The sequence below is a fragment of the Xanthomonas sp. NCPPB 1325 genome (assembly GCF_041477645.2).
Taxonomy (GTDB): domain Bacteria; phylum Pseudomonadota; class Gammaproteobacteria; order Xanthomonadales; family Xanthomonadaceae; genus Xanthomonas; species Xanthomonas cannabis.
This window is the reverse complement of sequence record NZ_CM192985.1, coordinates 4,891,334-4,910,357: the sequence shown is the minus strand read 5'-3', so window position 1 is coordinate 4,910,357 and position 19,024 is coordinate 4,891,334. Positions and strand designations below refer to the sequence as shown.

Here is a 19,024-nt window from a genome sequence, read left to right as displayed (position 1 = left end):
CAAAGTGTGATCATCAGTTGCTGGCTGCGGCGCGCAGCAAGGCGCCGTGCACGCAGCCCGGAAGTGAAAAGAGGATGGGCCAGCCTAGCACCGCGGGCAGGCTTTTCCCAGACTTATTCACAGGTCCATCCACAGGATGCATGCAAGCCCCTCATCGGCATGATGTGCAGGGAGTTGACCCGGGCTGTAGAGGTCCTATAGAATTTCCGGTTCTATTCGTCTCCATTCATGCAGAGGGCCCCATGGCCACCAAGCGTACTTTCCAACCCAGCAACCTCAAGCGAGCACGCGACCATGGTTTCCGCGCACGTATGGCAACCGCCGACGGCCGCAAGATCCTGGCTCGCCGCCGCGCCAAGGGCCGCAAGCGCCTGAGCGCTTGATTGCCGCGCCGCTCTCTGCGGCCGAGGCAAGTCCTACCGTGAACGCATCGAACCCGTGCAGGCGATTTCCTCGCTCTGCGCGGGTTCGTACGCGTGCGCAATATACGGTTGTCTTCGATACCGCACGTCGCACCTCGGACCCGCTGCTCAGCCTGCACTGGCGGACGGGCGATACGCCGCCGCGCCTGGGCATGGCGGTGTCGCGCAAGGTCGATACGCGTGCGGTTGGCCGCAACCGCATCAAACGCGTGCTGCGCGATGCCATGCGTCACCTGTTGCCCGAGCTGGCCGGCGGCGATTACGTCATCGTGGCGCGCTCTGCAGCGGCAAAGGCGACCAATCCACAGATTCGCGACGCCTTCCTGCGTCTGCTGCGCCGCGCCGGCGCATTGCCCCTGCCTGCTGCGCCCGGCACAATGCCGCCCGCCAGGACGATGCACCCATCCTCCCTTTCCCCGACAGAGCCGGAACTGTAGTTCCGACTGAGCGAGTTGCTGCCCGATGAACCAGACCCGTGTTTTCCTGATTTTTGCCTGGCTGATGGTCGCGGCGCTGCTGTGGATGGAGTGGGGCAAGGACAAGGCAGCTGCCAACGCGCCTGTTGCAGCGGCCACGCAATCGGTCCCGGCCGCGCGTGATCTGGATGCGGCAGCGCCAAGCGCCGCCAATGTGCCCGCTGCCCAGGCCATTCCGCAGGCCGGCGCGCCGGGTACGGTGCCGGCGACCAGCAGCACTGCCGCGACGCCGGCGGCTGTCGGCGCTGCACCGGTGGTGACCCTGACCTCGGACGTGCTGCGCCTGAAGCTGGATGGCCGCAGCGTGCTCGATGCCGAACTGCTGCAGTTCCCGCAGACCAAGGACGGCACCGCGCCGGTCAGCCTGCTGACCGAAGATCCGGCGCACCCGTATAACGCCACCAGCGGCTGGGCTAGCGAGCATTCGCCGGTGCCGGGCGTGGGCGGCTTCCGCGCCGAGCAACCGGGCACCGCGTTCGAACTGGCCAAGGGCCAGAACACCCTGGTGGTGCCGTTCGTGTGGAATGGCCCCAACGGCGTGTCGATCCGCCGCACCTTCACCCTGGAACGTGGCCGCTATGCGATCTCGATCAAGGATGAAGTGATCAACAAGAGCGGGGCGCCGTGGAACGGCTATGTGTTCCGCAAGCTGAGCCGGGTGCCGACCATCCTCAGCCGCGGCATGACCAACCCGGACTCCTTCAGCTTCAACGGGGCGACCTGGTACAGCCCGCAGGAAGGTTACGAACGTCGCGCGTTCAAGGACTACATGGACGACGGTGGCCTCAATCGCCAGATCACCGGCGGCTGGGTGGCGCTGTTGCAGCACCACTTCTTTACCGCGTGGATTCCGCAGAAGGACCAGGCCTCGCTGTACGTGCTGAACCAGGACGGCCCGCGTGACGTGGCCGAACTGCGTGGACCGGCCTTCACCGTGGCGCCGGGCCAGACCGCGACCACCGAGGCACGCCTGTGGGTGGGCCCGAAGCTAGTCAGCCTGATCGCCAAGGAAGACGTGAAGGGCCTGGACCGCGTGGTCGACTACAGCCGCTTCTCGATCATGGCCATCATCGGCCAGGGCCTGTTCTGGGTGCTGAGCCACCTGCACAGCTTCCTGCACAACTGGGGCTGGGCCATCATCGGCCTGGTGGTGCTGCTGCGTCTGGCGCTGTATCCGCTGTCGGCGGCGCAGTACAAGTCCGGTGCCAAGATGCGCCGCTTCCAGCCGCGCCTGGCGCAGCTGAAGGAGCGCTACGGCGACGATCGCGTCAAGTATCAACAGGCGACGATGGAGTTGTTCAAGAAGGAAAAGATCAACCCGATGGGGGGCTGCCTGCCGCTGCTGATCCAGATGCCGATCTTCTTCGCGCTGTACTGGGTGCTGGTGGAGTCGGTGGAACTGCGTCAGGCGCCGTGGCTGGGCTGGATCCAGGATCTGACCGCGCGCGACCCGTACTTCATCCTGCCGGTGCTCAACATCGCGATCATGTGGGCCACGCAGAAACTGACCCCCACCCCGGGCATGGACCCGATGCAGGCCAAGATGATGCAGTTCATGCCGCTGGTGTTCGGCGTCATGATGGCCTTCATGCCGGCCGGCCTGGTGCTGTACTGGGTGGTCAATGGCGGGCTGGGTCTGCTGATCCAGTGGTGGATGATTCGCCAGCACGGCGAGAAGCCGAGCAAGATCATCCAGGCCAACGCCAAGTGATCGAAGAAGGCCCGCCGCAAGGCGGGCTTTCTGCATGCGGGCCAGCAGTTGTCCGCGCCAGCGCCGCCATCCGGCTTTGTAGATTGCCGCCAGCAACCACATGCCGAAGTGGCATGTTGGCAGGAAACACCCTTAGAACCGGTCCCTCGTGCGCGATGGTCTATCGCACTGTTGGCGCTGCCTGTGCCGTAGCTGGCGATCGCGCCAGGTTGCGCAGGGCGTACTCCACGTCTGTGGAGCCGCAACCGCAAGCGGCGGCGCTGTGCAGGTGCGTGCCGCTGCAGTTGCCTTGATCCGGCGACGCTGAGGAGCGGCATACAGGTGCCCGAAGAAACACGCGTGTCGAACGCGCATGCAGTTCGGCGCGACGCACGCGCCCGCAGTGCATCGTCGCCCGCTACCGCGCGGTTCTGAGAGCCGCGCTTATTCTTTTGCAATCCAGGTTGGAGCCAGCGCCCATGTCCTCAGCTACATCCACCATCGTTGCCATCGCCAGTGCGGCCGGGGTCGGCGGCATCGGGATCGTGCGATTGTCAGGCCCGCAATCGGTGCAGATCGCCGCAGCGCTGGGCGTTGCCGGCCTGCAACCGCGGCACGCGCGTTACGCACGCTTTTGCGATGCGCAAGGCGAGGTGATCGACGATGGCATCGCGGTGTGGTTCCGGGCGCCGCACAGCTTTACCGGCGAAGACGTGGTGGAGCTGCAGGGCCATGGCAGCCCGGTGCTGCTGCGCCAGGTGGTGGCGCGTTGCATCGCAGTGGGCGCCCGCCAGGCGCGCGCGGGCGAGTTCAGCGAACGCGCGTTTCTCAACGGCAAACTCGACCTGGCGCAGGCCGAAGCGATTGCCGATCTCATCGCCGCCAGTGATCTGCGTGCGGCCCGCGCAGCGCGGCGCTCGCTCGATGGCGTGTTCTCGCGGCGTGTGGATGCGGTGAGCGAGAGCCTGACGCGTCTGCGCATCCATGTCGAAGCGGCAATCGATTTCGCCGATGAGCCGCTGGACACGCTGGGTGGGTCGCAAGTGCGTCAGGAGTTGACCCAGACACGCGCACTGCTGGTGCAACTGCTGCGTGACGCAGAGCGCGGGCGCAAGCTGCGCGACGGTCTGCATGCGGTATTGATCGGCCCGCCCAACGCCGGCAAGAGTTCGCTCCTCAACGCGCTGGCCGGCAGCGACCGCGCCATCGTCACCGACGTCGCCGGCACGACACGCGACACCTTGCACGAGGCCATCCAGCTCGATGGCTTCGAGCTGACCCTGGTCGACACTGCCGGCCTGCGCGAGGGCGGCGATGCGATCGAGCGCGAAGGCATGCGCCGCGCCCGCGCCGAACTTGAACGCGCCGATCTGGCGCTGATTGTGCTGGACGCACGCGACCCGCAGGCCGCACGTGATGCGATCGGCGATGCCATCGATGCAGTGCCACGCCAGCTGTGGATCCACAACAAATGCGACCTGCTGGCCGAACCCGCAGCGCTCGATCGCGATGCGGTCGCGGTATCGGCGGTGACCGGGCAGGGACTGGAGCAGTTGCACATCCGCTTGCGCGAGCTCGCGCTGGGTGACGCAACCGACAGTGTGGACGGCGAGTTCTCCGCACGCACCCGCCATGTGGAAGCGCTACGCCGCGCCGAACACCACGCGGACGCCGCCGACCTTGAGCTGGGTTTCGAGCAGCTCGAACTGGCCGCGGAAGAACTCCGCCTGGCGCATGCGGCACTGGGCGAGATCACCGGCAAGCTGAGCGCCGATGAATTGCTGGGTAAGATCTTTTCGAGTTTTTGTATCGGGAAGTGATGCGGTGCCGTGCAGCGTGCTCGCGATGAGCGATCCGCAACGGCTGGCGCAAAGGACACCGGCCTCTTTCGAGGCCGGTGTTGATGGAGCCGATGTGCAATCAAGCCATCAGAAGTCGTAACGCGCGGTCAGCCGGAACGAGCGCGGCGTCTGATAATTGCCGTCATTCAAATAGTTGGGGCTGATCACATCGCGGGATGCTTCACTGAACTCGTTGTACTCGGTGACGCGGTCGTTATTGAACAGGTTGAAGATGTCGAGCTTGATGCGCAGCTTGTTGTCGGCCCAGTTGGGGATGTACGCAGCCGTCAGATCGAAGGTCCAGGTCCACGGCGTACGCCCTTCATCGCCACGCTGCCGTAGCACGCGGGTGCCTTCAGCGTTCAAGCAATAGAAGCTCGAACCGCTGTAACCGCTGAGGTTGCCCTGGTCAGGCTGCGGAATGTCGTCCAGCGGGATGTAGCCCTGGCAGTTGACCGGCCGACCGGACTGCAGCACCAGGTTCCCGCCGAACTGCCATTCCGGCGTGAGGTTATAGGCACCGAACAGCTTGAGGGTGTGCTGACGATCGTTTGGCGTCGGGCCATAGGTGCCATCGGTAAACAGACGGTGATCGAAGTCCTGCGTTAGGCCCGGATCTTCCTGTTCCAATGTGGAATTGACGTAGCCCTCAACATTGCCTCGCGTTCTGGCAAACGTGTATGAGCCCTGGAAGTTGAATTTCTCGCCGGTGCGCTCCCAGAAGAATTCCAGTGCGGTATGGATGCGTCGATATTCCGGAAGACCGAGATACGATGCCGGCAGGGTTGCCAGTTCCAATTCGCCATCGCCATTCAAGTCGACATTAAGCGTGACATCGCTGCCTGGGTTAAGGAAGTAGCAGCTCGGCACCGAACCCGGATCGAAATCGGGATAGCCGTTATCGGCGGCCCAATCGATCCAGGGATTGGTGGTGCAGGTGTCGTCCATGCCCGACTTCACCTCGCGGCGAATCATGCGCACGCCTGCCATCCAGTTCTCGGTCAACTGCAACTGCCCACCGAGAATGACTTCGTCCTGATACATCGGCGAGAGATTGGTGGATGCAACCGATGCCGGGTTCGGCGCAACCAGCGAGCCGTTGGTCTGGGTAGCGCCGATCTGCGCACCCTGGCCGACCGGCCGGCCATCGGCCTCGCTCCAGCCGTTGACGAAGTACCAGTTGGACACGGTCGATTCTGCGCCCGTTGCACGAATACTCGAGTTGGTTGCGACGGGGATGTAGTAGCGGCCTGCGGTGCCGAACAGCTTCAGGCTGGAATCGCCCAGCACGTCCCACGAAAAACCAAGTCGCGGGGCGAGCTTGTAGTCCGACTCCACCCAGGCGATACCATCGCCATTCTTGTTCTCGAATTTTTCGCCACGCAATCCGAGCACCGCGAGGAAGTCCTCGCTGATCTGCCAATTATCTTCAAGATAGAAAGCGCTGTTGGTGTTTTCGTAGCTGGAGCTGCTGGTCTGATAGACCCGCGAGCGTGCATACAGTGAGCCGCGCGGCACCAGCTGACCGTTCACGGTGCGGCCCGGGCGTCCGGCAAATGCGCCGGTGGCAACCGCATTATTGGGAACCAGGTAATACGCCCAATTGATGCCGCCAGCATAGGTCTGGCCACGATGGCTGGATTCGTAGTTTTCCTGATCGACACCGAAGCGCAACCGGTGATCGCCCAGCACCCACTCGCCATCGACGCGGAAGGCCTTGCGGATGTCTTCGTCCGGCTCGGCATTCAAATCGGCGATGGTCGAAATCGTCCCCGGGTTGCAACCGATGTAGCGATCCACCGTGCTGGTGGTTAGTCCAAAGCTGTAAGCCCACGGGCACTCGCCGCCAGCCGGATTGGCGGGCAGGCGCGAGTCGATCAGGTTGCTCAGATAGCCGTACTGCGCCGACAGGGTGAAGTTGTCGGTGAAGTAACCGGTGTATTTCAGGATGCCGACCTTGCCGCCGTTTTCCATCTCATAGCTTTCGATCGGCGACTCGTGCCTGCCGACGTTGTAACGGTTATCGCCGTTGGCATCGAGGTTGTATTCGTAAGTGCGGTACTTGGTCTTGGCTTGGTTGTAGATGCCGGTGAATTCGACCAGATTGCTGTCGTTGATGTACCAATCGAGCTTGACCAGACCTTGCGGCGTGTCATCGCGAACCTGCCGGCTCGTCAAGGCGTAGAAGTTGTCTTCAGTCTCGCTACGTCCCTCCACCATGGCGAAGAAGAACAGCTTGTCTTTGATGATGGGTCCGCTGGCATACGCAGAGTAAATGGTGCTGTCGAACTGATCGTCGCTGCGGTACTGGTACAGCGGGTCCGACGCGTCGGGGTCGCGTTCGCGGACGTTCTTACCTGCTGCCGCGCCCCAGTCCGGCGCCCATTCCACGCTGGCGCCGTAATGCCAATCATTGGAGCCGGACTTGGTCACGATGCTGACGATGCCGCCCAGCGAGCGGCCATACTCGGCGCCATAGCCACCGGTCTTGACCTGCAACTGCCCGATACCCTGGAACGGCACATTGGCAAACGACAGGAACGTGCGCATATTGGTTACGTCGAAGCCGTTGATGTAATAGCCGTTCTCGGCCACCGACGAGCCGCCGAACGATGCGAGGTTGCCAGCACCCAGGCCGCTATCGCCTCGCACCGCGCCTGGCGCCAACAGTGCAACCGAAGACACATCGCTGGCCACCGGCAGTGCAATCATCTGCTCGGCGGTGAAGACCGTGGTGGATTCAACCGACGAGACATCGATGGGATTGAGCGCGCCGGTGCCGATCACGTTGACCCTGTCCAGCGTTGTGGCGTTGCTTCCGAACAAGACCTGCGAGCCGCTACCGACCTTGACCTCGACTTCGCGCGTCACCCCGTCGGCGGTGACCACGTATTTGCCCGGCGGTAGCTGGTTGAAGCTGAATCTGCCGTCGGACGCGGCGGTGACCGAACGGGTGACACCGGTCTGCGGGCTCTGAATGGCAATGGTGCTGCCTGGCTGCCCGCTACCGAAGATGGAGCCCACCGAGCTCTGTGCCTGCACGCCACCTGCCACACACATGCCCAGGGCGAGGCTCAAGGCACTACGCGTGATATTCCTGGACAACGAACTACGAACTCCTGGACGCGTCATTCCTCTCTCTCCTGATGAATTACGCACAACGACTTCAAAACGTGGGACTCGACTGCCCTGCAGCAGCTGAGGGGAGGTGCGCTTCAAACGACAGCAAGCTGAACGGCTGTCATATTCCTGAAGGCTGTCTGAAGATTAACCCAGGATTTACGGCGATGTCACCAGTTGGGAACTTTCTTGTGAAACAGCGCTTTCGGGCCGGGTATCGCCGGGCAAACTCGTGTATGCGAAGGCAACATTCACCAGTCATCCTTCGCTGTGGCAGGCCGGGGCTATCGCGGTAGCGAGTCGCTCATTCCTGAGCCGCGTGCATGTGCGGGTTTGCAGCCGGACGGAGAGCGTCGGTAGCTACGGGCGACCAGCGCGGCACGGCGTGTGCCGCACCTCATCTGAGGGTCAGTGTCGATTGGCCACTGTGGCTCAGTGCCGATGGAGTGGCTGTTGGCCGCAATCAGCAGCTACAGGATGGCTGTTGTGCCCAAGGGCGCAGATGCGCGGGACACGCCGAATGGATCGAGGGAATCGGTATGCGCCAATGACGCGGCAGTCACGCACCCGAACCCGCGACGCGGGCAAACGCGAGCGCGCCAGTTGCTGATGCACTACGTGCAGCTGTTCGAATGTTCTGAGCATGCTCACTGCGTTGTTGAAGCAACATGCTCAGAGCGCACCGGCACCGTAAAAGCGTTGCAACCAGGCCCGCACATACGCCCGGAAAGGGGCGCCGGCCATTGAGCCGACGTTGCGGCGCTGGCTACATCACACCAGGCAGCGTCGTCTGCAGCGCCTGGCTTTCCGCATTGCACGCGGCCGCCATGGGTGTAGCTGCCTGTTTCGCCTGCGCCTTTTCGATCTCGCGACGGGCGGCGGTCAGGTCCTTTTCGAATGCTGGGTTGCCGTGCAAGGCAGCGACGGTAGCGGCGCCCAGCATGCGGCCCTGGATGACATCGCTTTGCCAGTGCACATTGCAGACCAGGCGGCTGTCGCCGAAGGCGCGGCCGCGGGCGAGCAGGGCGTCGCGGTGGGTGGGGGCGATTTCCGACAGGATCAGGCCCCAGGTCCAGCCGATGGCGGTGTGGCCGGAGGGGTAGGAGCCGTTCTTGCGCAGGGCCGCGTCGTCGGCGGGGGTGCACATCGGTTGGTCGTTGCGCATGAACGGGCGCGGGCGCTGATATTGGGCCTTGGCGGCGCTGGTGCTGGTGCTGGCATCGCGCATGCTGCGCTCGAGCAGGCGCAGCAGATGCGGGGTGCTGGCCGGGTCGATCTGCACGCCAAGCGCGCAGCTGAAATGGCTGGCCGCGGCGGGGAAACCCAGCACCGCGTCCTGCGCCGCCAGGTCCCAGCGTGGGGTACCGCGCAACGCCAACATGGCCTTGGCGACGGCCTCGTCGTTGGCGAGTGCAGCGCTGCCGTCCTGCGGCGGGGGCGGCACCAAGCGCAGACTGTCGGGTAGCTGGTCCTTATCGAGGTAGCCACGCACGTCGGTGGCGAGCACCGAATCCGCCGGTGTCGCCGCTTGCCGCGCACGCGCCATGCCGCCACTGCCGGCCAGCAGGGCGATGGCGGCGAGGCCTGCCAACGTCCGGTGGAAAGGGCGAGGAAGACGGTACGACATGAGGCGGATCCTTCAGGCAGCACAACGGAAGAGTCCGCAGATTACGACGTGCAGATGACAGCCGCATGCCAGCGCAACGCAGTGGTGGCGAGGCGGGCGCATCGGTTGTCGCCGCACTGTCATCTGTGCGTCGCATCGGCGCAAGACAGCTGTCGCACGCTTGCCGTCATCTTTTGACTCGTCCCCCGTGCCGCTCATGCCCAAGATCCATCTCCTAAGTGCTGCCGTGTTCACCGCGCTCGTGCTGTCGCCAGCCGCGCATGCCGCCGATGCAGCTGGCGCCGTGTCTGCCGATGCCTCCGCCAGCTCGGCCACCGTGCAGCAGCTCGATGCGGTGTCGGTGATCGGCCAGGGCGAAACACGCCAGGTGCAGCGCATCACCCAGCAGGACATCCCGGTGTTGCCGCCCGGCACCAGCATCCAGAAGCTGCTCAACCGCATGCCGGGCGTGAACGTGCAATCCAACGATGCGTTCGGCGCCAACGAAGAATCGCAGACGATCAGCCTGCGCGGCTTCAACGGCACGCGCCTGGGCTACACGCTCGATGGATTGCCGTTGGGCGACAACGCCTACGGTAACTACAACGGCCTCAACATCAGCCGCGCGCTGATCGCAGAAAACTTCGGTGGCGTGGAGCTGGCCTCGGGCATCGGAGCGTTGGGCACGGCATCGACCAGCAACCTGGGCGGCACCATCCAGTACTACTCGGCCGACCCGTCCAGCGTGTTTGGCGGGCAGGTGTCGCAGACGGTGGGGTCCGATGCCAATCGTCGCACCTTCCTGCGCGTGGATACCGGCGATTACAACGGGTTTTCTGCGTATCTATCGGGTATCAATGCCGAAGCGGACATGTGGGCGCGCCCGGACTCGCCGACCACCACGCGGCAGTTCAATGCCAAGGGTGTGTATCAATTCGATGGTGGCAAGCTGACCGCATTCGCGGACACCTCGCGGACCTCGCAAGCCGATTATTCGTACCTGTCCAAGAGTGGCATGGCACGTGGTCTGGGCTGGGACTGGAACCTGTACGCGCCGGACTGGAACCGCGCCTTGGCCGCAGCGTATTGTGCGCCGGCCACGCGTAATGCAGCGCGTTGCGGTTTCAGTGGTGGCGTCGACAACATCGACGATGCGTATTACCAGAGCCGTGCGTTGCGCGACGACGACCTGTTCTATGTGGCCGGCGACTTCCAGCCCAACGATGCGATCAGCCTGCATACGCAGGTGTATCACCATGAGAACAAGGGCCAAGGCCATTGGTGGTCGCCGGGCCAGGCATCGAATCCGGGCACGCCGCAGGCATTGCCGATCTCCATTCGCAGTACCAATTACTGGATCAATCGCACCGGCGGCATCGCCTCGCTCGGTTGGGAGCTGGGCCCGCATCATCTGGAAGCGGGCCTGTGGTACGAGCGCAATCACCACGATGTGGAGCGTAATTTCTACTGGATCACCGGCCCGGTCAGCGACGACAAGTTCCTGCAGAACCCCAACCGCCGCCTGTTCTCGCAGAATTACGTGATCACCACCCGGCAGTTCTATGTGCAGGGCAACTTCAAGTTCCTCGACGAGCGCCTGAGCCTGGACCTGGGCATCAAGAGCCCGAGCACCGAAATGACCGCGCGCGAAACGCCGGGCGTGGTAGTGGAAGCACCGGTGGCGACTGGCTCGCTCAAGGCCAGTGAGTCGGTGTTGCCGCAGATCGGACTGGGCTATCGCGTTGCCGAGGGCCAGGAACTGTTTGCCTCCTATGCGGAAAACATTGCCGCCTTCCAGGGCGGTGGTGCCGGTGGTCCGTTGCTGGTGACACAGGCCTCGTTCGATGCCAGCGTCGGTGCACTGGAGCCGGAGAAGTCGCGCACGCTGGAAGCCGGCTACCGTTTCGTGCGCGATCGCTTCGAGGCATCGCTGGTGGGTTACGACGTCACCTTCGACAACCGCCTGCTCTCGCTCAACCCGTGCGCCAGCATCCAGCAGGGCACCACGCCGGCCTGCACCACGCGCTTTTTCAACGTGGGTTCGGTGAGCAGCCGTGGCGGCGAACTGACCGTGATCTGGAAGCCGACCAGCTACCTGCAGTGGTACAACTCGGCCTCGATCAACCGCTCCACCTACGACGACAACTACGTGCAGAACGGCGTAACCATTCCCACCGCCGGCAAGACCACGGTGGATACGCCCAAGCGCATGTTCGCCAGCGAAATTGCCTTCAATTACGCGAACTGGAACGTCAACCTGCGCGGCAAGTACACCGGTGAGCGCTTCTACACCTACACCAACGACCAGGGCTTTGGCGGCTACACCTCGTTCGATGCCGGCGCCGGGTACGACTTCGGCCAGGTCGGTGTGCTGCAGGGGCTCAAGCTTTCGTTCAATGTCACCAACCTCACCGACAAGCGTTACGCGTCCAATCTCACCGCGTTTGCCAACAGCGACCCGAACGGGCGGCAGTTGGCGTTCCATGCCAGCGCGCCGCGGCAGTTCTTCCTGACGCTGGATGCGAAGTTCTGAGGACGGGAATCGGGAATCGCAAAAGCGGGCCTTGCTGTTGCCTGCCGACGCCGATGTCCGTCGACGTAACCAGTTCTAGAGTGCTGACAAGACGTCACACGTGGTTGTCAGGCGGGTAGGGACGATACAGCGGAGCGGGATGTAGAGTCGTACATGCCGCATCGCTCGTCGGCCATGCTCGCTTGGCGATCACGCGGTGGTCTGCTAGCTGTTTTTCGTTGGAGACATGCATGATGCAGTTCGGTCGTCTTTGGTTGGTGGGAGCGATGATGGTCGGCGTGAGCGGCCCCGCAGTTGCAGAAGCGCCGTTGGCGAAAACGGTGCAGATCTTTGCGCACCGTGGTGCCAGCGCGTTGCGTCCGGAGCACACCCTGGCCGCGTACGCCAAGGCGATTGCCGATGGCGCCGATTTTGTCGAGCCGGATCTGGTGGCGACCAAGGATGGTGTGCTGGTGGCGCGCCACGAGAACGAGATTGGTGGCACCACCGACGTGGCCAGTCATCCGGAGTTCGCCGCGCGCAAGACCCGCAAGACTATCGATGGTCAATCGATGGAAGGCTGGTTCACCGAAGACTTCACCTTGAACGAGTTGAAGACCCTGCGTGCACGCGAGCGCTTGCCGCAATTGCGTGGTACGCGCTGGGATGGGCAGTTCCAGATCGTGACCTTCGACGAGATCATCGATTTTGTCGCGGCCGAGTCGGCTGCCACCGGGCGCACGATCGGGCTGATCCCGGAGATCAAGCACCCGAGTTACTTCAGTGCGCTCAAGTTGCCCATGGAAGACAAGGTGCTGGCGACGTTGCAGGCGCATGCCTACACCCAGACTGCCCCGGTCATTATTCAATCGTTCGAGACCAACAACTTGCGCTATCTGCGCAGCAAGATCGGGCGCACCAGCAATATCCGTCTGCTGCAGTTGCTGGGTGGCGCGCAGATGGCGCTGCCCGATGCCGGCGTCGATAAAGCGCCCAAGACCTACCGGGAGATGATCACGCTGGATGGCCTGAATCAGATCGCCGGCTATGCCGATGCGATCGGACCGGACATCCGCAGCATCATCCCGCTGGATGCGCAGCAACGCCTGGGCATGCCAACCAGCCTGGTACGCGACGCGCACGCGGCAGGCTTGCAGGTGCAGCCATATACGTTCCGCCCGGAGAATTATTTTCTGGCGGCCGACAACCGCAGCAGCGGCGCAGTGACCGAGCGCAATGACGCTGGTGCATTGGCCGAACTCAAGGTCTACCTGGATGCCGGTATCGATGCATTCTTTGCAGACGATCCGGGCCTGGCGCGGCGTGCGTTGAGCGAGCATGCAGCGCGTTAGACGCTAAACGCAGTGCGGTCTGTAGGAGCGCGCTTGCGCGCGATGACGCCTTCCCGATGACGCCCCATCGCGCGCAAGCGCGCTCCTACGTGCTCGGTGGGCGCTCGCGTGGCGGAAAATGCAGCACCACGTTTTCCGAGCCGTCTTCCTGGCGTTGCCAGAGCACGGGCACCTGACGGGGCGGCGGCGGTTCCAGCACATCGCGTTCGGGGTTGCTCACTTCCCAGGCGGCGTCTTCGTCCTCGTCGTCCCAGCTGTAACGTGGCCTGGCCTGTTGCGGGTCGCGCAGGCGCAATAGCAGCGCGGCGATCAGGCCGGCCACCGCGCCGCCCAGATGCGATTGCCAGGACACGCCGGCTTCGTACGGCAGGATGGTCATCAGCATGCCGCCGTAGAACAGGAAGGCGATCATGCTGGTGGCGATCGCCGGGCGGTCGCGGCGCAGCAGGCCCAGCACGAACACCAGAAACATCAACCCGTGGGTCACGCCGCTGGCGCCCAGATGCCGGCTGCCGGGCTCGCCCAGCAGCCACGCGCCCAGCCCCGAGCCCAGCCACAGCAAGGGCAGCGCCATGGCGGTGGCCCGCGGATACACGCTGCCGGCCAGCGTGCCCAGGATCAGCAAGGCGGCGGCGTTCGCGCCCAGATGCGCGAGCGAGCCATGCAGCAACGGCGCGGTGAGGATGCCGAGCAGGCCATCGGCCTGCAGCGGCGCCACCGCCCAGGCGCGCCAGTCGAACATGCCCTGGGCGGTGAACACCGCCACCAGCAGCAGCACGGCGGCCAGGCTCACATTGAAGGCACGCAAGACCCGGGAACGATCCAGGCGAGCTTGGGTGGTGGTGTCGGCGGCGGCAACTGGATGCGAGGTCATACCTTCACGGATGGCGTCGCGCGGATTTTTTACAAGCCTATGCGGCGCGGGATAAGCAGGCCCGGCGACGGGATAATCCAATCCCGGCGCCGATCGTTGGCGCATCAGCCGCATCACGGATGATCTGTTGCTTGGCTGCAGGGTCCTTGCCCGCCCACCATCGCGAGACACGCTGCAAGTACGTCCTTGTAGCTCTTACGCGGCATCCATGCCACGTAAGGTCTCGCGACGGTGAGCGGGCAAGGACCTGTCGAGATGGTCGGTGCGCATGGTTGGGAGCAGTGCAAGGGCGCGAGCGTTCCCAAATCCCGAATCCCGAATGCCCAATCCCGGCCTCTCAGTGCCCAGCCACCTTGGGCGGGCGCAGCAGGCTCAGCACGATGGTGGCAATCAGGATCGTCACTACCACGCCCAGCGAGACCAGCACCGGGATCTTGTACAGATCGATGATCATCATCTTGATGCCGATGAACACCAGGATCACCGCCAGTCCGTACGGCAGCAGGTGGAAGCGGTCGGCCATGCCGGCCAGCAGGAAGAACATTGCGCGCAGGCCCAGCACCGCGAACACATTGGAGGTGAGCACGATGAACGGGTCGGTGGTGATCGCAAAGATCGCCGGGATGCTGTCCACCGCGAAGATCACATCGATCACCGCGATCAGGATCAACACCACGAACAGCGGCGTGAACCAGCGCTTGCCGTCCTTGATCACGCTGAGCAGGTTGCCGTGGTACTGCGGGCTCAAGCGCAGGTGGCTGCGCATCCAGCGCAGTACCGGGTTGCTCTCCAGATCCGGCTCCTTGCCGGCGGAGAACCACATCTTGATCCCGGTCAGCAGCAGGAACGCGCCGAATACGTACAGCAGCCAATGGAACTTGGCCAGCAGCATCGAGCCGGCGAAGATCATGATCGCGCGCAGCACAATCGCACCCAGCACACCGATGATCAGCACGCGCTGGCGCTGTTCTTCGGGGACGCCGAAGTAGGTCATCACCATCAGGAACACGAAGATGTTGTCGACCGCCAGGGATTTCTCCACCAGGTAGCCGGTGAGGAACTGCAGCCCGATCTGGTCGGCCTGCGCATCGCCCAGGCTGCCCTGCAGGTACCACCACAGCCCGGCATTGAAGGCCAGCGCCAGCAGCACCCAGCCGATGCTCCACCAGGTGGCTTCCTTGAAGGTGACCTTGTGCGCGCCGCCGTGGCGCATCAGCACCAGATCGATCAGCAGCGCGGCGATCACCACGACCCCGAAACCGCCCCATAACCAGACATTGCCAATGGTTTGCATAAAGAATCCCGAAAAAGTGAAACGACCTGGACAGCCGGTTGGGCTGAGGCCTTGTGACACGGAAATCGTGGATTCCGGGTGACGGACCTTCGCCTGCGCGGCGAAGGTCTCGCTCGCAACCGGCCTGGCCGGTTGCCGTTGCACCGGAGCACCTGCTGGCAGGGCTCGTCATGACGGCGACAACGTTGGGAGCTACTCCCCTTCTTCGCCCGATTCTGCGGGCCGGAGGCAGGCACGTCAATCCAGCCGGATACAATGGGCGGATGAATACTCCAGTCCCTACCGTCCGTCTCAAGAATGCCTGGCGCTCCAGCCACCCGTGGATCTTCCAGAAGCTGGTGGAAAAGCCCGCTGCCAAGCCCAAACCCGGCACCATCGTCGATGTGGTCGGCGTGGATGGCGAGTGGATCGGCCGCGGCTTCTACAACGGCCATTCGCGCATCGCGGTGCGCATCCTGGAAACCGACCAGGCGGTACCGGTGGATGCGGGCTGGTTCTCGCGCAAGATCGCCGCGGCGGTGAACCTGCGCCGTGACTGGCTCAAACTCGACACCGTGTCCGATGCCTGGCGCGTGGTGCATAGCGAAGGCGACGGCCTGTCCGGCCTGGTGGTGGACCGCTACGGCGACCTGGTGGTGGTGGAGTTCTTCGCCGCCGGCATGTTCCGTCACCGCGAATGGATCTACGAGGCGCTGCGCGAGCAGTTCCCGGGCTGCCGCTTCCACAGCTTTGCCGACGAACACGTGCAAAAGCAGGAGAGCTTCGACTTCCACAGCAACACCACCACGGAAGCGGCGGTGATCACCGAGCACGGCATCAAGTTCCGCGCCGACCCGGCCGGCGCGCACAAGACCGGCTTCTTTGCCGACCAGCGCGACAACCGCCAGTGGCTGAGTGAGCAGGTGGAAGGCAAGACCGTGCTTGACCTGTGCTGCAATACCGGCGGCTTTGCGGTGTATGCCGCCGCGCGCGGTGCGGCCGAGGTGCTGGGCGTGGACATCGACGAAGACGTGATCGCCATTGCCAAGGGCAACGCCAAGCTCAACAACGTGCGCCCGAAGTTCGTGCAGGCCGACATCTTTCCGTGGCTGCGCGATGCGTCCAACCGCGGCGACCAGTTCGATGTGGTGATCCTGGACCCGGCCAAGATGACCCGCGACCGCGAGCAGGTGATCCCGGCGCTGAAGAAATACCTGGACATGAACAAGCTGGCGCTGGGCGTGGTCAAGCCCGGCGGCCTGTTCGCCACGTTCTCGTGCACCGGCCTGGTGGCCGAGCAGGAGTTTCTGGACATGCTGCGGCGCGCGTCGTATTTCTCCGGGCGCACCATCCAGATCCTGAAAGTGGCCGGCGCCGGCCCGGACCACCCGTTCATGGCGCACGTGCAGGAATCGCGCTATTTGAAGGCGGTGTTCTGCCGCGTGGTGTAAGCGCGCTTCGCGGCGGAGGACGCGGTTTGCCGCCTTGCAGGAAGCGTCTTCCGTCGCGCGATGCGATCGCCGGCAAGTAAGGATTCAAGGTAGACATCCAACCAGGAGCCGGCAGCCGATGACGTCCAGCGACGAAGACGAACGCAAGGCCTTGCGCCGCTTGCTGCGCGAGATCGAGCGGCCCAATGCCAGCCTGCTGGCCAGCAATTGGCCGGTGTTCGGCGTGTGGCTGCTGTTTTCCGGGGCTTTCATGTACCTGTTCCAGACCGGCGCAGGCTCGCCGCTGCACCCGCTGGTGCTGGCGCTGGGCTCGACCTGCCTGGGCGTGTTCGGCGCGTGGATCGTGTTCCGCTCGGTGTGGGCGCGGCAGTGGCCGCACGTGCGCGAGCATGTCGATGTAGAGAGCGTACGCGCGCGTCTGGCCGAACTGGAGGATTGAGCTGCAGCACGCGTGGGATTACACGCGTGCTGCAGGTTGCAAGCTCATCGCCTTACTGCGGACTCACCAACCCGCCGGTCGTGCGGTGATCTCCGGCACCGCCTGGCGCAGGTCGGCGCCGAATTCGGGGTTACGCATGGTCTGCGCATCGGCATAGCCGTAAAACACGCCTTGCGTAGGCGTGGTGCCTTCGCGCAGCTCGATGTCGCCACGCACCTGGGTGGTGCCGGCAATGTTCACCGTGCCGAAGGCGCCCGGCCCCATGAAGCTGGTGCTGGCTTGCGCATTGCCGCCGATGGTGGCGCCCGGATGCCACACGGTGATGCCACCGAGCACCGCATTGCCCTGCACGGTGCCGCCCATGACGGTGGCGCGGCCGTCGATACGGGCGTTGCCCAGCACGCTGCCGGCCAGCACCCGCGCACGCGGGCCCACATAGGCGGTGGAGGCGACATTGGCGGTATTGGCAACCCAGCCGCCACCGTTGGCGTGGCGACGCCCCACCGGGGTGGGCGTGGGCGCATTGGGCTGGCTGCCGGCCGGCGCGGCGTTGGTCAGTGTCACGCTCCACGGATAGCGGTAGATCGCGTAGTAGGACTGGTCCCACTTGATCTGCTGCATGCTGCCGGGCGCGCCCATCACCATCAGATACACCGCGCGGTCGCCGCTCTTCAAGGCCACCGTAACGCTGGCCCTGGCGCCGCGTTGCAGGGTGCTGTAACGCGCCTTGCCGGCGCTGTCGATGGTCACCACGCCCCAGCGCCAGTCCGAATCCGGGTTGGGGATGCTGGCGGGGTCGTTGAGCAGGCCGGGCAGGCCGGTGACTGCCGGCGCGCTTTGCACCTGGCCTTCGAAGGCGACGCTGATGCTGGTGGCGCCGCTGGCAGGCATCAGCTGCACCAGGTTGTAGCCCCAACGCTGCGGTGCCCACTCGAACGGCACGCGATAACGATTGGCTTGCCCGGACACCGGGTCGAGCACGGTCATGCGCAAGGCGCGGTCGCGGTTGTCCCAGTCCTGGGTGCGCTGCGGGTCGAAGGACAGGTTGCTGCCATAGCGCGCGCGATACACCGCGCCCTGGTCGCTGCCGTCGGGATTGGTGTAGTCCCAATTGACGTTGCGCATGGCCCAGTCGCCCAGCACATCGTTCAATTGCGCCTGCGTCCAGCCCATGTTGGTCTTGATCACCGAGAACGGATCGGTGGTGCGCCGCGCCGGGTTGTCGATGCGCGGCGACTTGCTCCATAGGTCGTTGATGATGGAATAGCCGTAGCGGTTCTTCAGGTACTCCATGAACTGCCAGTTGCAGTAGCGGTCGCGCGTGGAGCCCAGATACAGATGCGGGTAGTTCACCAGCATGCTCGAGCAATGCACGTCGCTGCTGTGGAATTCCGGCAGCTGGTGCGTCATCCAGTTGGCATGCGATTCCCAGATCCAGCCGGTGTACTCCGATTCCTGCAGGCCGCCGGCCTGGTACTGCAAGGCGTGGGTGAGCTCGTGCGCCAGCCCCCAGTGGTCGCGCAGCGCGGCCGGTGCCATCCACATGCCCATGCCGCCACTGCCGGTGGCCCCGCCGCTCAGGCCGAAACCCGGATCCAGATGCAGGTTGGCCTTGTACTTGGTACCGGCATTGCAGAACGGCTCGGGAAACTGCAGGCGGTTGATGAAGGTGTCCCAGACCATTTCCAGATGCTCGCCGGCCGCGCGCAGGTCGGCGTCGGACACGCCGCTGCCGTTCCAGCGGAACGCAAAATGCGCGGTTTCGTAGCGCACCGGCGGCATGCCGACCTCATTGACGCGCGCCACCCAGGAACCGGCGGTGCAGGCCGCGCTGGCGCTGGCGGCCGCGCCCAGGCTGGCGGCGATCAGGCCAAGGGTGAGCAGGCGCCGGGGGAACGCACGCAATGCAATGGACATGGTTGGATCTCGAGAAAGAAGGGGATTGCGGCGCACACCCGCACGACACGC

General features: G+C 64.2%; 13 protein-coding genes. 8 read left to right on the top strand and 5 right to left on the bottom strand.

Features of this window, described 5'->3' with window-relative positions; all coding sequences use genetic code 11:
- Positions 1-242: 242 nt before the first annotated feature.
- The 4 genes from rpmH to mnmE all read left to right on the top strand — a co-directional run bounded on the left by rpmH (position 243) and on the right by mnmE (position 4,408).
- Positions 243-383, top strand: coding sequence for a 50S ribosomal protein L34 (gene rpmH, locus ACCQ10_RS20735; protein ID WP_002805908.1), 141 nt, complete (start codon positions 243-245; stop codon positions 381-383).
- A 38-nt stretch (positions 384-421) separates the two neighbouring features.
- Positions 422-859 (top strand): ribonuclease P protein component, encoded by a 438-nt coding sequence (rnpA, locus tag ACCQ10_RS20730; protein WP_081419453.1) that lies wholly within the window; start codon positions 422-424, stop codon positions 857-859.
- A 25-nt stretch (positions 860-884) separates the two neighbouring features.
- Positions 885-2,609, top strand: a complete 1,725-nt coding sequence (yidC, locus tag ACCQ10_RS20725) for a membrane protein insertase YidC (RefSeq protein ID WP_166752860.1) — start codon at positions 885-887, stop codon at positions 2,607-2,609.
- Between the two features lie 458 nt (positions 2,610-3,067).
- Positions 3,068-4,408 carry a tRNA uridine-5-carboxymethylaminomethyl(34) synthesis GTPase MnmE gene (mnmE, locus tag ACCQ10_RS20720; protein WP_372361779.1) on the top strand — a complete coding sequence of 447 codons (1,341 nt, stop codon included), beginning with the start codon at positions 3,068-3,070 and terminating at the stop codon, positions 4,406-4,408.
- A 108-nt stretch (positions 4,409-4,516) separates the two neighbouring features.
- On the opposite strand, the gene ACCQ10_RS20715 is transcribed toward mnmE, so the two are convergent.
- Both ACCQ10_RS20715 and ACCQ10_RS20710 read right to left on the bottom strand, forming a co-directional pair.
- A complete protein-coding gene (locus ACCQ10_RS20715; protein WP_506191969.1) occupies positions 4,517-7,534 on the bottom strand; it encodes a TonB-dependent receptor in 3,018 nt (1,005 codons plus the stop codon).
- Positions 7,535-8,315: 781 nt separating this feature from the next.
- On the bottom strand, positions 8,316-9,176 hold the full coding sequence (locus ACCQ10_RS20710; RefSeq protein WP_372361777.1) for an acid phosphatase: 861 nt from the start codon (positions 9,174-9,176) through the stop codon (positions 8,316-8,318).
- 196 nt (positions 9,177-9,372) lie between these two features.
- On the opposite strand from ACCQ10_RS20710, the gene ACCQ10_RS20705 reads away from it, so the two are divergent.
- Positions 9,373-11,688 (top strand): TonB-dependent receptor, encoded by a 2,316-nt coding sequence (locus tag ACCQ10_RS20705; RefSeq protein WP_372361776.1) that lies wholly within the window; start codon positions 9,373-9,375, stop codon positions 11,686-11,688.
- A gap of 230 nt (positions 11,689-11,918) precedes the next feature.
- The gene (locus ACCQ10_RS20700; RefSeq protein ID WP_372361775.1) at positions 11,919-13,019 is read left to right on the top strand and encodes a glycerophosphodiester phosphodiesterase; all 1,101 of its coding nucleotides are present in this window, start codon (positions 11,919-11,921) and stop codon (positions 13,017-13,019) included.
- An 85-nt stretch (positions 13,020-13,104) separates the two neighbouring features.
- On the opposite strand, the gene ACCQ10_RS20695 is transcribed toward ACCQ10_RS20700, so the two are convergent.
- Positions 13,105-13,893, bottom strand: a complete 789-nt coding sequence (locus ACCQ10_RS20695; RefSeq protein ID WP_372361774.1) for a rhomboid family intramembrane serine protease — start codon at positions 13,891-13,893, stop codon at positions 13,105-13,107.
- 337 nt (positions 13,894-14,230) lie between these two features.
- Positions 14,231-15,187, bottom strand: coding sequence for a TerC family protein (locus ACCQ10_RS20690; protein WP_039411839.1), 957 nt, complete (start codon positions 15,185-15,187; stop codon positions 14,231-14,233).
- 263 nt (positions 15,188-15,450) lie between these two features.
- On the opposite strand from ACCQ10_RS20690, the gene ACCQ10_RS20685 reads away from it, so the two are divergent.
- On the top strand, positions 15,451-16,617 hold the full coding sequence (locus ACCQ10_RS20685; protein ID WP_372361773.1) for a class I SAM-dependent rRNA methyltransferase: 1,167 nt from the start codon (positions 15,451-15,453) through the stop codon (positions 16,615-16,617).
- A gap of 118 nt (positions 16,618-16,735) precedes the next feature.
- Positions 16,736-17,056 carry a hypothetical protein gene (locus ACCQ10_RS20680; protein ID WP_372361772.1) on the top strand — a complete coding sequence of 107 codons (321 nt, stop codon included), beginning with the start codon at positions 16,736-16,738 and terminating at the stop codon, positions 17,054-17,056.
- Between the two features lie 63 nt (positions 17,057-17,119).
- Here ACCQ10_RS20680 and ACCQ10_RS20675 read toward each other — a convergent pair whose 3' ends face one another.
- Positions 17,120-18,973, bottom strand: a complete 1,854-nt coding sequence (locus tag ACCQ10_RS20675) for an Svx/AvrXca family virulence/avirulence protein (protein WP_372361771.1) — start codon at positions 18,971-18,973, stop codon at positions 17,120-17,122.
- Between the last annotated feature and the right edge of the window lie 51 nt (positions 18,974-19,024).

What these genes read in the sequence shown, in the direction of transcription:
- rpmH (WP_002805908.1), top strand. Translation starts at nt 243, where the DNA reads ATGGCCACCAAGCGTACTTTCCAACCCAGCAACCTCAAGCGAGCACGC.
- yidC (WP_166752860.1), top strand. Translation starts at nt 885, where the DNA reads ATGAACCAGACCCGTGTTTTCCTGATTTTTGCCTGGCTGATGGTCGCG.
- mnmE (WP_372361779.1), top strand. Translation starts at nt 3,068, where the DNA reads ATGTCCTCAGCTACATCCACCATCGTTGCCATCGCCAGTGCGGCCGGG.
- ACCQ10_RS20710 (WP_372361777.1), bottom strand. Translation starts at nt 9,176, where the DNA reads ATGTCGTACCGTCTTCCTCGCCCTTTCCACCGGACGTTGGCAGGCCTC.
- ACCQ10_RS20705 (WP_372361776.1), top strand. Translation starts at nt 9,373, where the DNA reads ATGCCCAAGATCCATCTCCTAAGTGCTGCCGTGTTCACCGCGCTCGTG.
- ACCQ10_RS20700 (WP_372361775.1), top strand. Translation starts at nt 11,919, where the DNA reads ATGATGCAGTTCGGTCGTCTTTGGTTGGTGGGAGCGATGATGGTCGGC.
- ACCQ10_RS20695 (WP_372361774.1), bottom strand. Translation starts at nt 13,893, where the DNA reads ATGACCTCGCATCCAGTTGCCGCCGCCGACACCACCACCCAAGCTCGC.
- ACCQ10_RS20690 (WP_039411839.1), bottom strand. Translation starts at nt 15,187, where the DNA reads ATGCAAACCATTGGCAATGTCTGGTTATGGGGCGGTTTCGGGGTCGTG.
- ACCQ10_RS20685 (WP_372361773.1), top strand. Translation starts at nt 15,451, where the DNA reads ATGAATACTCCAGTCCCTACCGTCCGTCTCAAGAATGCCTGGCGCTCC.
- ACCQ10_RS20680 (WP_372361772.1), top strand. Translation starts at nt 16,736, where the DNA reads ATGACGTCCAGCGACGAAGACGAACGCAAGGCCTTGCGCCGCTTGCTG.
- ACCQ10_RS20675 (WP_372361771.1), bottom strand. Translation starts at nt 18,973, where the DNA reads ATGTCCATTGCATTGCGTGCGTTCCCCCGGCGCCTGCTCACCCTTGGC.